Source organism: Streptomyces sp. NBC_01241 (genome assembly GCF_041435435.1).
Classification (GTDB): domain Bacteria; phylum Actinomycetota; class Actinomycetes; order Streptomycetales; family Streptomycetaceae; genus Streptomyces.
Genome location: NZ_CP108494.1, coordinates 7,234,994 through 7,249,899, shown reverse-complemented (window position 1 = coordinate 7,249,899; position 14,906 = coordinate 7,234,994). Strand labels below are relative to the sequence as shown.

General features: G+C 70.0%; 12 protein-coding genes and 2 pseudogenes. 6 read left to right on the top strand and 8 right to left on the bottom strand.

Annotation, left to right across the window (positions count from 1 at the left end; genetic code table 11):
• Positions 1-99 precede the first annotated feature (99 nt).
• Positions 100-930 (top strand): hypothetical protein, encoded by an 831-nt coding sequence (locus OG306_RS32905; protein ID WP_266749876.1) that lies wholly within the window; start codon positions 100-102, stop codon positions 928-930.
• Positions 931-1,037: 107 nt separating this feature from the next.
• On the opposite strand, the gene OG306_RS32900 is transcribed toward OG306_RS32905, so the two are convergent.
• Positions 1,038-2,378 carry a right-handed parallel beta-helix repeat-containing protein gene (locus tag OG306_RS32900; protein WP_266749874.1) on the bottom strand — a complete coding sequence of 447 codons (1,341 nt, stop codon included), beginning with the start codon at positions 2,376-2,378 and terminating at the stop codon, positions 1,038-1,040.
• A gap of 54 nt (positions 2,379-2,432) precedes the next feature.
• Here OG306_RS32900 and OG306_RS32895 point away from each other — a divergent pair, with 54 nt between their 5' ends.
• Entirely contained in the window at positions 2,433-3,644 is a 1,212-nt protein-coding gene (locus tag OG306_RS32895) for a Dyp-type peroxidase (RefSeq protein WP_371665959.1), read from the top strand.
• A gap of 472 nt (positions 3,645-4,116) precedes the next feature.
• Here OG306_RS32895 and hydA read toward each other — a convergent pair whose 3' ends face one another.
• From hydA to OG306_RS32875, 4 genes and pseudogenes are all read right to left on the bottom strand, one after another.
• On the bottom strand, positions 4,117-5,508 hold the full coding sequence (hydA, locus tag OG306_RS32890) for a dihydropyrimidinase (protein ID WP_266904905.1): 1,392 nt from the start codon (positions 5,506-5,508) through the stop codon (positions 4,117-4,119).
• A 187-nt stretch (positions 5,509-5,695) separates the two neighbouring features.
• Positions 5,696-6,168, bottom strand: a pseudogene (locus OG306_RS32885) (amidohydrolase family protein); the annotation flags it as partial.
• A 390-nt stretch (positions 6,169-6,558) separates the two neighbouring features.
• Entirely contained in the window at positions 6,559-7,842 is a 1,284-nt protein-coding gene (locus tag OG306_RS32880) for an aspartate aminotransferase family protein (RefSeq protein ID WP_266749871.1), read from the bottom strand.
• Positions 7,839-8,681 (bottom strand): nitrilase-related carbon-nitrogen hydrolase, encoded by an 843-nt coding sequence (locus OG306_RS32875; protein WP_266749869.1) that lies wholly within the window; start codon positions 8,679-8,681, stop codon positions 7,839-7,841. The genes OG306_RS32880 and OG306_RS32875 overlap by 4 nt, the downstream gene beginning before the upstream one ends.
• A 270-nt stretch (positions 8,682-8,951) precedes the next feature.
• Between OG306_RS32875 and OG306_RS32870 the strand changes: the two genes are divergently transcribed.
• Together OG306_RS32870 and OG306_RS32865 are read left to right on the top strand one after the other, a co-directional pair.
• On the top strand, positions 8,952-10,220 hold the full coding sequence (locus tag OG306_RS32870; RefSeq protein WP_266904909.1) for an aminotransferase class I/II-fold pyridoxal phosphate-dependent enzyme: 1,269 nt from the start codon (positions 8,952-8,954) through the stop codon (positions 10,218-10,220).
• Positions 10,221-10,364: 144 nt separating this feature from the next.
• Positions 10,365-10,661, top strand: a pseudogene (locus OG306_RS32865) (Rieske 2Fe-2S domain-containing protein); the annotation flags it as partial.
• A gap of 46 nt (positions 10,662-10,707) precedes the next feature.
• Here OG306_RS32865 and OG306_RS32860 read toward each other — a convergent pair.
• Positions 10,708-11,103: a winged helix-turn-helix transcriptional regulator gene (locus OG306_RS32860; protein WP_266749867.1), complete on the bottom strand. Its 396-nt coding sequence runs from the start codon at positions 11,101-11,103 to the stop codon at positions 10,708-10,710.
• 93 nt (positions 11,104-11,196) lie between these two features.
• Between OG306_RS32860 and OG306_RS32855 the strand changes: the two genes are divergently transcribed.
• A complete protein-coding gene (locus tag OG306_RS32855) occupies positions 11,197-11,841 on the top strand; it encodes an NAD(P)-dependent oxidoreductase (RefSeq protein ID WP_371665958.1) in 645 nt (214 codons plus the stop codon).
• A gap of 76 nt (positions 11,842-11,917) precedes the next feature.
• Here the strand turns inward: OG306_RS32855 and OG306_RS32850 are convergent, their stop codons facing one another.
• On the bottom strand, positions 11,918-12,187 hold the full coding sequence (locus OG306_RS32850) for a helix-turn-helix domain-containing protein (RefSeq protein WP_266749864.1): 270 nt from the start codon (positions 12,185-12,187) through the stop codon (positions 11,918-11,920).
• Positions 12,188-12,228: 41 nt separating this feature from the next.
• On the opposite strand from OG306_RS32850, the gene map reads away from it, so the two are divergent.
• Positions 12,229-12,996 carry a type I methionyl aminopeptidase gene (map, locus tag OG306_RS32845; RefSeq protein WP_266749862.1) on the top strand — a complete coding sequence of 256 codons (768 nt, stop codon included), beginning with the start codon at positions 12,229-12,231 and terminating at the stop codon, positions 12,994-12,996.
• Positions 12,997-13,032: 36 nt separating this feature from the next.
• Here the strand turns inward: map and ggt are convergent, their stop codons facing one another.
• A complete protein-coding gene (ggt, locus tag OG306_RS32840) occupies positions 13,033-14,841 on the bottom strand; it encodes a gamma-glutamyltransferase (RefSeq protein ID WP_371665957.1) in 1,809 nt (602 codons plus the stop codon).
• Positions 14,842-14,906 lie beyond the last annotated feature (65 nt).

Sequence of the window (14,906 nt, the reverse complement as noted above, 5' to 3'; positions counted from 1 at the left end):
GGCACCGGTGACCCACTGGGCCGGACTGGGCGGGTTCGCGGACCAGCGGTTCGCGAACCCGCCCTCCTGTGTGACCGACCGACGAGAGAAGGCGACCGCATGGCTCGGAAGAGAAAGACCGACGGCCGTACGCCGCGTCGGGCCCTCTGGTTGAGAACACTGATCGCGATCACGGCGTGCGGTGTCGCAGCGGGCGGCCTGGCCGCCTACCGGACCTTCTCCGACGACACCGCCACGGAGCGGCCGGTGACGACGGAGGAGGCGTCCAGGTTGGCGCTGTCGCGGCTGAATCTGTACCAGGCCAGTCCCGTGGCGGTGACCCTCACCGCCACCGAGGGCGGCGGAGTGGTGGTGCGGGTCAGGGGGGTCGTGGACTACCGAACCCATCGGGCCGTGGGGAGTTACCAGGTCACCGGTTCCACCGAGGTCTCCGGATCTGCCGGGCCCGTCGCTGGGCAGCTCGACCACGGCCTGATCGTCTGGGACACCGGCGGCCTCGGCCTCGCCCCCGCACCGGAGGGCGACAACAGCCCGCCCTGGCAGCAGGCCGAGCACATCCCGCGCTCGGGCTGGTCCGCGCGCTCCTACACGACCGATCCCCTGGACGCCGGGCTCCAGTTGCTGATCGAGCTCGGTGCGGACCGCCCCGACAACCCGCTGTTGCTCGCACAGTCCGGGGCTCGCTGGCTGGAGCGTGATCGCATCGACGACCGCAACTACGACCGGTTCGCCGGGCCGCGCGCCCAGGGCGCCACGCCCAGTGCGGGGCCCGACGGCGGACGGTCGCCGCTGACGTACTGGATCGACGGCGACGGCGGCCTGCGGCGGGTGACGATGCGGATATCGGGCCTGGGGACCCCGACCACCGTGGAGTTCTCCGGACGCGACGGCCGCGCGAAGCTCCCCGGGACGCCCTGGGGCACCGGTTGACATCTCCGTGCCATGCGCCCCGGCTTCCGCGATTGCCGACGACCCTCCTCAACTCACCCTCCAGGGCGTCATGGTGAACGGGGGCCGAGTCCACCGGAGCACCGTGCTCAGCGCGAGCGCGGCACGGCGTCCGCCTCCTTCGGGAGCGGGTACGCGGCCGCGTCGACGGCCCCCGGCAGGTTGGTCGCCGGGCTGCCCGGGGCCGTTGGGTCCGGCATGGACGGCTGGGCGGGCGGGGCCGGCACCTGGCTGAACGGGACGCCGGGCGGCGCCTGCACCACCGCCGTCCGGCCGCTGGGCAGCGCGCCCCGACGGGTGCCGCAGCCCGCGCGGCCCTCCAGGCCGTCCGGGCTCTGGATGGCGGGACGGTTGTCCGCGAAACAGTTGCTGGGATCGGCCGAGGCCAGCACGAGGTCGGTGCCGTTGCCAGTGGCGCGGTTGCCCTCGACGCGATTGCCGCTCGCCGGATGCCCCGCCGGGTCGGTGACGACCACCCCGGCCGCCCGGTTGCCCCGGACCAGATTGCGCTGGACGCGGTTCCCGGTGCCACCGCCGATGCCGATGCCGATGCCGAAGCCTCCGTCCGCCTGCTCGGGCGTGTCGGCGGCGTTGTTGTCGGCGACCACGTTGCCCGCGATCACCGCGCCGTGCTGCGGGGCGAGGGCCTCCAGATCATTGGAGTTGACCGTGACACCGACCCGGTTGTGGGCGACGCGGTTGCCCAGCACCGACAGGCCGTCCGAGGCATTGGTCAGTTCGATGCCGACCGCGTTGCGCTCCACGGTGTTGCCGCGGACGACGGTGTCGCAGGGCTTGCACTGGCCGACGTAGATGCCGGAGTCGGCGTGCCCGGAGGCGTAGGAGTCCTCGATCACCCCGTCGCGCGCGTCAAAGGCGTAGATGCCGTACAGGCCGTTGTTGTACGCCGTCACCCGGGTCGCGCGGAAGCCCTGGACGGCAGGGAAGCGGGTGGTGTCCAGCGGGTCGTAGGCGGAGCCGCCGGCGCCGCGCTGCTGCAACCGCTCGTCGGTGACACCGGTGAACAGCACACCGTTGGCGAGGTAGCCGTGCACGGTGAGGTTCTCGACCACCGAGCCGGCGCCGGTCACGGTGATGCCGTTGGCCAGCCGCACACCGCCGTCGAAGACCACCGCGTTGCGGTCCGTTCCGCGCAGCACCACGCGGGACTTGGTGACGCGCACGCTCTCCCGGTACACGCCCGGGCCGACCAGCACCGTCTCACCCTCACGAGCGACGTCCACCGCCTGCTGCACCGAGCGGAAGTCCTGCGGAACGCGCAACACGCTCCCTGCCGGATGCCGCGCATCGGCGGACGTCGACCCCGTACCGGAGCACCCGGTGGCCGCCATGGCGGCCGAGACAACCAGCACCGACAGACGCAGCGCCGCCCGGAACACCGCCACCGAAACCGCCGTACGTGCCAACATGCCTTCTGCAGACAGGATTTGCATGGCAGTTGTTTTATCGTCTCCAATAGGCGTATGCCCACCGAACAGGGAAATGCGCAGGATTCATCCCGACCCGCGGCAACCCGTTTCGGGCGGCGTCGAGCACTGCTCGCCGGCGGGGCGGTGCTCGCCGCCGGGATCGGCGCGGCGGCCGACGAACTGGTGAGGGACGATCGGACAGCCGGCCGTGCCACCACCGGCGCCCCCTCGGCCGAGACCGCGATCCTCTTCCACGGCGCCCGGCAGGCGGGCGTCACGGCGCCCCAGCAACCGGTGACGCACCTGCTCTCCTTCGACCTCCCGAAGGCCTCCGCCGCCACCGACCGGAAGACCCTGCGAGGCGTCCTCGGCGCGCTGACCCGCACGCTCGCCGCCGCGGCCTCCGACGCCCCGCCGGATCCGCGACTCCAGAGCGGCGGCACAACCCGGCTCACCTCCCTGGTCGGCATCGGCCCCGCCCTCGCCGCCCGACTCGGCCTCAACGTCCCCGCTTCCTTCGGTGAGTTGCCGTCCTTCCCCGGCGACCGTCTCGACCCGCACCGCAGCAACGGCGATCTTTTGGTCCAACTGTGCGCAGCCGACCGCTGGACGCTCACCATCGTTGCCGAACTCGTCGACACGGCCGCGCACGCCGCCGGCGCCGTACCACGCTGGACCCAGTCCGGCTTCCTGCCCCCCACGACCCCGGGCACCACCCCTCGCAACCTGTTCGGCTCCAAGGACGGCATCGCCAACCCCGATCACGCGGCGGCCGAGCAGTGGGTCTGGGGCCCACCCGGAGCCCACCAGAACGGCACCGTTCTGGTCTACCGCAGGATCCGCATGGACGTCACCGGCTTCGCGGCCCTCCCCGAGGGCGAGCACGACCGGGTGATCGGCCGCCGCGCCCGCGACGGCGTCCCCCTCAGCGGCACCGCCGAGCATGACGAGCCGGACATCTACGCCAAGAACCCCGACGGTTCCTACGTCATCCCGGCCACCGCCCACGTGCGTCTTGCCAGCCCCCGCTTCGACGGCGGCGCACGTATGCTCCGCCGCAGCTACAGCTACGACGACGGCCCGACCGACCGCGGCCTTCTCTTCTGCGCCTTCATGCGCGACCCTGCCCGGTTCACCCGCGTCCAGGACCGTCTGGCCGCCCGCGACGCCCTCACCCCCTTCCTCCAACACCGGGCCTCGGCCGTGGCCTACGTCCTGCCCGGCACCGCACCCGCCGGGACTCTCGGCGAACAGCTCTGGACATGAAGTCCGCCTCGCTCCCTCCTCCCCACCGAACTGAGATGCGTTTCAGAAGTGGATCTCGACGTGTCGAGATCCACTTCATGGGGAGGCGCGATCTGACGAATGCGCAGTGGGCGAAGCCGGAGCCACTGCTCCCGATCGGAAGGAAGCCTGGACGGCCACCGGTGCACACCGAGCGACAGTTGATAGACGGCATACGCTGGCGCTCCCTGGCGGGACGTGCCCGAGCGGTACGGCCCGCGGGAGACGGTCTGCGGCCTGTTCCGGCGTTGGCAGCGGGACGGCACCCGACATCGCATATTCGAGCAACTGCAGGCCCAGGCCGACGCCGAGGGACTGATCACCTGGGACGTCCCGGTGGACTCGACTATCGCCCGTGCCCAACAACATGCGGCGGGTGCCCGCGAACGGGGGGACCATCCATCAGGCATACCGGGGCGGGATGGAGGACCAGCGATCACCGGACCCTGCCGATTCAGTTCGTGTACTGGCAAATACCTCGCGGCAAGTAGGATCCGTGCCCGGCCTTCCCCACGTACGCACGGTTGTCGATCACTGGAACCCCGCGCGACAGCACGGTCTCAACCCGCCCCATTACACGCTTGCCCTCGTAAGCCGAGTAGTCGACATTCATGTGATGCGTCTCTGCGGAAATGATCTGCTCGGCAGTCGGGTCGTAGATGACGATGTCGGCGTCCGCTCCCGGAGCGATCGTGCCCTTCTTCGGATACAGGCCAAACATACGAGCAGGCGCAGCACAGGCAATCTCGATCCAGCGACGTCGGCTGATATGCCCGTCAACAACGGCCTGGTGCAACAGATCCATGCGGTTCTCGACACCCGGCATGCCATTCGGGATCTTCGAGAAGTCTCCCCGCCCCATCTCCTTCTGCCCCTTAAAGCAAAACGGGCAATGGTCCGTGGACACCACCTGCAGATCATTCGTCCGCAACCCACGCCACAAAGCTTCCTGGTGCTCCTTCGGGCGCAGCGGCGTGGAGCAAACGTACTTCGCGCCTTCGAATTCAGGCTCAGCGAGGTTGTCGGTCGACAGGAAGAGGTACTGCGGACACGTCTCGCCGAACACAGGTAGCCCCTCGTCCCGAGCTCTCGCCAATTCAGCAACGGCCTCCTGAGCTGACACATGCACCACGTAGAGGGGAGAACCCGCAACTTGGCTGAGCTTGATCACCCGGTGCGTCGCCTCCGCTTCAAGGAGCGCCTTTCGGACTTCGCCGTGATAACGCGGGTCCCTCTCACCACGTGCCAGCGCCTGCTCTACGAGCACGTCGATCGCGAGACCGTTCTCCGCATGCGTCATTACCAGCCCACCGTTCGAGCCGGCGCGCTGCATGGCTCGAAGGATCTGACCATCGTCAGAGAGGAAGACCCCCGGGTACGCGGTGAAAAGTTTGAATGATGTGACGCCGGCCGAGACGAGCCCGTCCATCTCTCTGAGCGAGGACTCGTTCACATCGGACATAATCATGTGGAACGCGTAGTCGATCGCACACTTTCCATTCGCCTTTTCATGCCAGGCATCGAGCCCTTCACTTAGGGACCCGCCCTTGGACTGGATCGCAAAGTCGATGATGGTTGTCGTGCCGCCCCACGCCGCAGCCCGGGTACCGGTCTCGAAAGTATCGGAAGCGAACGTGCCACCGAACGGCATCTCCATATGCGTGTGACCATCGACCCCACCCGGAATCACGTACTTCCCGGCAGCGTCGATGACATGGTCGGCCGTCCACCCATGACTGTCATGGGTGGCCATGGCCACGACGCGGCTGCCGTCGACGAGCACATCGACGTGCAACTCGTCGGAGGCCGTGATCACCAGTCCGCCCGTGATGAGAGTGCGTGCCATAGCTTCTGCTCCATTCGCGTCGGATCAACGGCGTTCGCTCTTGAACCGTTCTTGCCCGCCCGGTGCGCCCCGATGAGGATCTACCGGCGGGACAGATAGGCGACTCCGCCCCGCCGGCCGTTCGAGATCTCCGCGTCCCTGCAGGTCAGATGCCTACGAGTACTGAACATTCCTGGTCACCCGAGCCAATGAAACCCTTGAAGGAGGTGACTCCCTCCGATACGAGAAGGTCCTCTCCTTGAGCGAGGACTCGTTCACGTCGGAAAGGATCATGTGGAAGGCGTAGTCGATGGCGCAGTTGCCGTCGGCCTTCGCGTACCAGGCGTCGAGCCCTTCGCGGACCGCGTGGCCCACGGACTGGATGGCGAAGTCGACGATCGTGGTGGTGCCGCCCCGGGCCGCGGCCCGCGTACCGGTCTCGAAGGTGTCGGAGGCGTAGGTGCCGCCGAACGGCATCTCCATGTGCGTATGCGCGTCGACACCGCCCGGGATGACGTATTTGCCGGTGGCGTCGATCCGCCGGTCGGCGCTCCAGCTCTCGGCCGCGTCGGTGTCGGCTGCCGCGAGGGCGGCGATGCGACCGCCCTCGATGAGTACGTCGGCATGCATTTCGTCGGACGCGGTGATGACGAGGCCACCGTGGATGACGGTGCGGGTCATGTACCCCTCCTCACGGTGGCGGAACGGGTCTACGCACGTAGACGAAGTGCGTGTGAAGAACGTAGAAGTGAGCTACCCACTGTGGCAATACCGCTGCGGCTAACCGCTGAAGACGTTTCGGTTCCCCCCGTCCGGCACTCCACCGGCCCACAGCACGACGCGTCGCGGCGCCGTTCCCGGGCGGGGAACGGCGCCGCGACGCGGCGTATACGTACCGTCCGGGAGCACCGGACCTCGTACGGGTCACTCGGCGAGGGTCGCCTCCGGTACGGGCGCGGCTCGTGCGGGGGTGAGCACGGGGAACGCGACGGCGGCGGGCGGCACAGTCACGTACACCGGCCGTCGCCCACACCTCCGTCGCCCGCACCTCCGTCGCTCAGCCGGCGCTTCTCATCCCACCGACCGCAGGGCCTCGGCCAGGATCGCCGCGCCCTCCTCCGCCTCCGGGATGGTCAGGGAGAGCGGTGGCGCGATCCGCAGCACGCTGGTGTTGTGACCGCCGCCCTTCCCGATGAGCAGGCCGCCCTCCCGGGCCGCTTCGAGCACGGCGGCGGCCGCCTGCGGGTCCGCCTCGTCGGTGCCGGGCTTCACCAGCTCGATGCCGATCATCAGGCCCCGGCCGCGCACCTCCCGCACACACGCGGAAGCCGCGCCGACCGCACGCAGCCGCTCGGTCAGCAGCCCGCCGACGCGCCGGGCGTTGCCCTGCAGATCGTGTTCGAGGAGGTACGAGAGGTTGGCGAGGCCGGCCGCCATGGTGACCGGGGAGCCGCCGAAGGTCGAAATGGAGTTGGCGTCGAGGCAGTTCATGACGTCGGCGCGGGCCACGACACCGCCGATCGACATGCCGTTGCCGATGCCCTTGGCGAAGGTGAGGATGTCCGGCGGCCCGTTCTCGCCGTGTGCCTGCCAGCCCCAGAAGTGTTCCCCGGAGCGGCCCCAGCCGGTCTGCACCTCGTCGGAGATCCACAGGATGCCATGGCGGTCGAGGACCCGGCGGAAGGCCGCGTACAGACCGTCGGGCGGTGAGGTGAACCCGCCGACGCCCTGGATGGGTTCCGCGATCAGGGCGGCGGGCTCGCGGATGTGGCCGAGCAGGTCCTCCAGATCGGCGACGCAGGCCGCAATGAAGTCGGTGTCGCCGAGGTGCGCGTACGGTCCCCGGGTGCGGACGCCGCCGTGCACGTACAGCGTCTGCAGCGGCGACAGACTCGTGGGCGACCACGCGTTGTTGCCGGTGATGGAGACCGCGGAGAAGGATCTGCCGTGGTAGCTGTTGCGCATCGCGAGGATCTGGTTGGACCTGCGGTACGCGGTGGCGAGGAGCAGGGCCGTGTCGTTGGCCTCGGTGCCGGAGGTGGTGAAGAAGACCCGGGCGTCCGGAATGCCGGAGAGCGTGGCGATGCGTTCGGCCAGCTCGACCATCGGCCGGTTGAGGTAGAGCGTGGAGGAGTGGATGATCCGCCCGGCCTGCTCGCTGACCGCCTTGGTCACCTCGGGCAGTGCGTGCGCGGTCATGGTGGTGAGGATGCCGCCGAAGAAGTCCAGGTAGCGCCTGCCGTCGGCGTCCCAGACGTGGCGGCCCTCGCCGTGGGTGATCTCCAGCGGGTGTTTGTAGTAGAGCGCCAGCCAGTTGGGGCTGACGGCCAGATGGCGTTCGTGCAGGCTGCTCACGGCTCCACCAGTCCTTCGTACGCGTCGGGCCGGCGGTCCCGGTAGAACGCCCACTGCTGACGGACCTCGTCGATGAGGCCGAAGTCGAGGTCGCGGACGACTAGTTCCTCTTCCTTGTCGCTGGCGACCTCGCCGACGAACTGGCCGCGCGGGTCGACGAAGTAGCTGGTTCCGTAGAAGTCGTTGTCGCCGTACTCCTCCTGGCCGACGCGGTTGATCGCGGCGACGAAGTACTCGTTGGCGACGGCGGAAGCGGGCTGTTCCAGCTGCCAGAGGTAGCTGGACAGGCCGCGCGAGGTGGCAGACGGGTTGTACACCAACTGGGCTCCATTGAGCCCGAGTTGACGCCATCCCTCCGGAAAGTGCCGGTCATAGCAGATGTAGACGCCGACTTTGCCGACGGCGGTGTCGAAGACCGGCCAGCCGACGTTCCCGGGCTTGAAGTAGTACTTCTCCCAGAAGCCCTTGACCTGGGGAATGTGGTGCTTGCGGTACTTGCCGAGATAGGAGCCGTCGGCATCGATGACGGCGGCGGTGTTGTAGTAGAAGCCGGACTGCTCGATCTCGAAGACCGGCACGACGATCACCATGCCGGTCTCGCGGGCGAGTTCCTGCATCCGCCGGACGGTGGGCCCGTCCGGGACGGCCTCGGCCCAGCGGTAGTGCTCGGGTTCCTGTACCTGGCAGAAGTAGGGGGCGTTGAACACCTCCTGGAAGCCGATGATCTTCGCGCCCCGGCGGGCGGCCTCGCGCGCATGCTCCTCGTGCTTGGCGATCATGGATTCGGTGTCGCCGGTCCAGGTCGCCTGGACGAGTGCGGCGCGTACGACTTGGGACATGAGCTGCTCCTTCGACGCGGCGTCAGAGAGCCTCTACGCGTTTCTACGCCCGTAGACACGTGCGTAGAGGAGAACGTAAGCCCCGTCACACAGCGGGGCAAGACCATCGCCGTGAACCGGCGGAGTCGATCATGTTTCACACCCGTGCGGTCCACATGCGCGCGCCGCCCGAGGCCGCACGGTGACCTGCTCCCGGACCGGTCCCGCGCGCCGGTTTGTATTCTCGGCAGGCACCACCCCGTCTGCACGGCACCTGTGAGAGGAACCACCATGACCACCGAGCTGAGCCCCGACACCCTGACCGGGCGCCTCGAGCGGGCCCGTCAGGACTACCGGGACCTCGCGGGACTCGGGCTCTCGCTCGACCTCACCAGGGGCAAGCCGGCACCGCAGCAGCTCGACCTCTCCGAGGAGCTGCTGAGCCTGCCCGGTGGACGGCACACCGCCGCCGACGGAACGGACATACGCAACTACGGCGGGCTGCAGGGGCTGCCGGAGCTCCGGGAGATATTCGCCGGGGTGCTCCAGGTGCCGGTCGGGCAGCTGCTCGCGGCCGGGAACTCCAGCCTTGAGCTGATGCACGACTGCCTGGTGCACGCACTGCTGAGCGTGGTGCCGGGCGCCACGTCGCGCTGGGTGGAGCAGGAGCGGATCGCGTTCCTGTGTCCGGTGCCCGGTTACGACCGGCACTTCGCGCTCTGCGAGCGGTTCGGGATCGACATGATCCCGGTGCCGATGACTCCCGAGGGCCCGGACATGGAGACCGTGGAGCGGCTCGTCGCCGAGGACCCGGCGATCAAGGGCATCTGGTGCGTACCGAAGTACAGCAACCCGGACGGCGTCTGCTACAGCGACGCGACCGTGGCGCGGCTCGCCACGATGAGCACCGCAGCACCCGACTTCCGGATCTTCTGGGACAACGCCTACGCCGCTCACCACCTCACCGACGAGCCCGTCGAGATCGCCGACCTGCTCGCCGCCTGCGCCGGGGCCGGGAATCCGGACCGGGCCTTCGTGTTCGGCTCCACCTCGAAGATCACCGCGGCGGGGGCCGGTGTCGCGTTCTTCGGCTCGTCGCCCGCGAACGTGCAGTGGCTGCTCGGCAACAACGCCAAGCGGTCGATAGGCCCCGACAAGGTCAACCAGCTCCGGCACGTGCTGTTCCTGCGGGACGCCGACGGGGTGCGGGCCCACATGGAGCGCCAGCGCGCCCTGCTGCAGCCCAAGTTCGAGGCGGTGGCCCGGATCCTGGAGGCCGAGCTCGGCGGGACCGGGCTGGCGACCTGGACCTCCCCCCGGGGCGGCTACTTCGTGACCCTCGAAGTGCCGGACGGCTGCGCCGCGGAGGTCGTCCGCCGTGCCGGCGAGGCGGGCATCGTGCTGACCCCGGCCGGCGCGACCCACCCGTACGGCGACGACCCGCGCGACGCGGTCATCCGGATCGCGCCCAGCTACCCGGGACTCGCGGAGCTGGAGCAGGCGATCGAGGGACTCGCCGTCTGCGTCCGTCTCGTGGGATACGAGCAGCAGGCCCGGTAGGGACGTACGTGCAGTTCGCGTCGAGGCCGGTGGGCCGGCCGCCTGCCCTGGCAGTCCGGCGAAGGCCGACGGAGACGATCTCTGCCCCTTCCACTGCTTCGCGTTCGGCCCCGACGGCACGTGCGTTCGGACGGGATACGGCGCAGCCGCGTCGCGTTCGCGGAACCGGCCCGGATGCCGGCCCCGCTCGCACGGGTGTTGAGCCGAACCGCCGCCCGGCTGCTGAATGGCGCCATCTTCCGGTCGAGTTGCGAATTCACCGCCGCCGACTTTCCGGTCCGGAACCACAAGCAGTACCAGCAGCCGCCCCGGCTCGCGCCCGGTGACGGTCCGATCGACCCGTTCCGGCGCTGGGCCCGGCGGTTCTACCCGCCGCCTCAGGACCAGGACGGAGCGCGGGCCGGCCGGAGCGAGCGGAGCGACGGTGCGGGAGTGCCCTGAGCGGTGCACGGCCGCGCCTCGGAGCCCGCCGACCCGAACGGAGCCCCTACGCCTCTTCACGGGCGGTAGCGGGTCGGTCGGGCCGGTACTCCTCGCGGGCCCGGAGCAGTTCGGGCAGGTGCTGCCGGGTCCAGTCGCAGGCGGTGTCGAGCGGGCCGAGGAGCGAGCGGCCGAGCGGGGTCAGTTCGTACTCCACCCGTGGCGGCCGTTCGTCATGGACGGTACGGGTGAGGAGGCCATCGCGCTCCAGGGCCCGCAGCGTCTCCGTGAGGACCTTCGGGGTCACGAAGTGCATCGGCACCCGCAACTCGCCGAAGCGGCGCGGCCCGCCGGCCAGACAGCGCAGCACCATGGCGGACCACTTGCCGGCGAACCGGAACGGCTGGATGCGGCTCAGACAGCCGGGGTCGGCGAACATGTCGGCGGGCAACGGCTCTCTCATCCTTCCGAAATTAGCCCAGTACCTTTGCAGTAACCAGGGGGTCCCGTCCTACCGTTCATTGCGGCAGATGCCGTACGAGAGCGGGGAGTTCCCATGAGCAGCAGGATCGTCGTCTTCGGTGCGGGCGGCCAGGTCGGGCGGGCCGCGGTGGCCGAGGCCGTCCGCCGCGCGCACACCGTGACCGCCGTCGTCCGCGACCCGGACCGTCACCCGGGCCTGGCCGGCGCGGGGGTCGACATCGTACCCGGCGACGCCACCGATCCCGGCTCGGTGGCCGCCGTCGCGGCCGGGCACGACGCCGCGATCAACGCGTCTGCGCGCCTGGACGTCCCGTCCGAGGAGTTCTTCGTCGCTGCGGCGAAGGCCCTCGTCGCGGGTCTGGAGGCGGCTGGGGTGCGGCGCCTGGTGACGCTCGGGATCGCCTCGACGCTGGAGACCGCACCGGGTGTACGGGTGATGGACGCGCCGGACTTCCCGGAGCCGTACCGGGTCTTCTCGCAGGGGCACGCCGCCGAGTTCGACACGCTCGTCTCGGCGGGCGGCCAGCTCGACTGGCTCATGGTGGTACCGCCGATGGACCTGGACGCGGCCGGGCCGCGCACCGGCACCTATCGGAGCGCACAGGGCACCCTGCTCGACGGCACCGGGCACATCTCGCATCCCGATCTGGCGGTCGCGCTGCTGGACGAGATCGACAACCCGCGCCACCGGCGGATCCAGCTTGCCGTCGCCGACTGAGCCCGCGGCGGTCGGTCGCGCAGGCCCACACTGAACCCGGGGCGGTCGCCCCGGCCTCCGCGCGGAACACGCGCCCCTACCCGGCCAGCGGCACCGCATCCGGCTCCGGGGCGCAGCGCGTGAGCAGTTCGTCCATCGAGAGTCCGAGCGCCCCGGCCAGCGCCGCGACGGTGAAGAACGCGGGGGTCGGGGCCCGGCCCGTCTCGATCTTGCGGAGCGTCTCGGCGGAGATTCCGGCGCTCGCCGCGATCTCGACCATGCTGCGCCCGCCGCGCGCCTCGCGGAGCAGCGCTCCGAGCCGTTCGCCGCGGCGGCGCTCTTCCGGGGTGAGGGGCGTTCGTACCATGCCGTCATTCTAATACCGCCCAGACCGGTATAGTAATTGGCATGGTGCAACTCAAGACAGACACATCCATCGAAGCGATGCGCGAGACCGGCCGGATCGTGGCGCAGTTGCTGACGGCCGTACGGGAAGCGGCGGCAGTCGGCGTCTCGTTGCGCGAACTCGACGAGGTGGCCCGTGAGGTTCTCCGCGAGGCGGGCGCCGGGTCGCCGTTCCTGAACTACCGGCCGCATTTCGCCCCCACTCCGTTCCCCGCCGTGATCTGCGCATCGGTCAATGACGCGATCGTGCACGGCATCCCCACCGACCAGCGGCTGCGCGACGGCGACCTGGTGAGCATCGACGCGGGCGCGACGCTCGGCGGCTGGGCGGGCGATTCGGCGATCAGTTTCACCGTCGGGCGCGCCCGGCCGGCGGACACCCGGCTGATCGACACGGCGTTCGCGGCGCTGGAGGCGGGAATCGCGGCGGCGGTCGTCGGGAATCGGATCGGTGACATCGCGCATGCGATCGGCACGGTGTGCCGCCGGGCCGGTTACGGCATTCCGGAGGGGTTCGGCGGCCACGGCGTAGGCCGGTCGATGCACGAGGACCCGGCCGTCCCCAACGAGGGGCGGCCGGGTCGCGGCATGCCGTTGCGGCACGGAATGGTGCTGGCGATCGAGCCGATGCTGATCGGCAGCGGCAACGACGCGTTCCATCCGGACCGGGACGGCTGGACACTGCGCACGTCCGACGGCAGCCGGGCCGCGCACGCCGAGCACACGGTGGCGATCACCGACGACGGTCCGCGGATCCTGACCGCGCTGTGATCACCCCGGCTCCCGCACGCCTAGTTGTTCCGAGCATCAGGGACGGTCGCTCGGCTTCACGACCATCGCGGAGCCCCCGCCCCGGCGCACCTTCTCGGCGGCCGCCAGCCACCGTCCGTCCGGCAGCCGCTGCACCCCCGTCGCCGCACCGATCTCCGGGTTCAGCTTGAAGGCATGCCCCAGCGACTCCAGTTGTGCCCGCACCGGGCTGTTCCACAGTCCCGGTTCGAGTTCCGTGGTCGCCGAGTTGCGCTGGCTGGCGCGCGGCGCCGCGATGGCGTCGACCAGGGGCAGCCTGCGGTCGACCGTGCCGATGAGCGACTGCAGTACGGTCGTGATGATCGTGGCACCGCCCGGCGACCCGAGGGCCAGCACCGGCTCGCCGTGCTTCAGCACGATCGTCGGCGAGATGGACGAGCGCGGACGCTTGCCCGGACCGGGCAGGTTCGGGTCGTGGACCGCCGGGTTGGCGGGCGCGAACGAGAAGTCCGTCAGCTCGTTGTTGAGCAGATAGCCGCGCCCCGGCACGGTGATGCCGCTGCCGCCCGTCTGCTCGATCGTGAGGGTGTACGCGACGACGTTGCCCCACTTGTCGGCGGTCGTCAGATGGGTGGTGTTCTCCCCCTCGTACGTCGTCGGGACGGCCGTGCCACCGGTCCCGCAGTCGGCCGGGTGGCTGGGATCTCCCGGCGCCAGCGGGCTCGTCAGCACCGCGTCGTCCTTGATCAGGCACTCCCGCGAGTCGGCGAACCGCTGGCTGAGCAGCCCCCGCGTCGGTACGTCCTCGAACGCCGGGTCGCCGACCCACCGCCCGCGGTCCGCGAACGCTATCCGGCTCGCCTCGATGTAGCGGTGCAGGTACTGCGCCTCGCTCAGCTTCGAAAGGTCGGTGGACTCAAGGATGTTGAGCGCCTCACCGACGCTCGTGCCGCCGGACGAGGACGGCGCCATGCCGTACACGTCGAGGCCGCGGTAGCCGACCTTCGTCGGCGCCTGCCGCAGCACCCGGTAGGACCGCAGGTCCTTGGCCGTGAGGTCGCCGGGCCGTACGACCCGGCCGGCCTTCGGGTCCACTGGCGGGTTGCGTACGGTCCGCACGACATCGTCGGCCAACTCGCCCTTGTACAGCACGTCGATGCCCTCGCGGCCGACCTGTTCGTACGTACGCGCCAGATCGGGGTTCTTGAACACCGAGCCGACCACGGGCAGTTGGCCGCCCGGCAGGAAGAGCTTCCGGCTCGCCGGGAAGTCGGCGAACCTGGCCTGATTGCCCTCGGTCTGCGAGCGGAACGTGCTGTCGACGACGAAGCCGTCCTTGGCGAGCCGTTCGGCCGGTTTCAGCACCTGCCGCAGCGATTTGCTGCCCCAGGCGTCGAGCGCGGTCGCCCAGGTGGCCGGGGTACCGGGGGTGCCCACGCCGAGTCCGCTGGTGACGGCGTCGTCGAAGGCGAGCGGCTTGCCGTTCTCCAGGAACAGCGAGGAGTCCGCACTGCGCGGTGCGGTCTCGCGGCCGTCGATCGTTTCCACGGTGTGCGTCCTGGCGTCGTAGTGGACGAAATAGCCGCCACCCCCGAGACCCGAGGAGTAGGGCTCGGTCACGCCGAGCGCCGCCGCGGTCGCCACCGCCGCGTCCACCGCGTTGCCGCCCTTGCGGAGCACCTCGATGCCGGCGGCCGACGCATCCGCGTCTACGCTGGAGACCGCCCCTCCGTACCCCACCGCCACCGGCGACTTGGGCGGTGGCTGGGACGGTGGTGCGGACGAGGACGGGGCCGCCGCCCCCATCGTGACGACAGCTGCGAGAACGACCGGCAACGACACATACCGCGCGACGGGACGTCGCATGCGCACCTCCAGTGAAGGATTGTCCGCCGCAGGGTAACGCCGCACGCCCCGCCCCGTCAGGACCA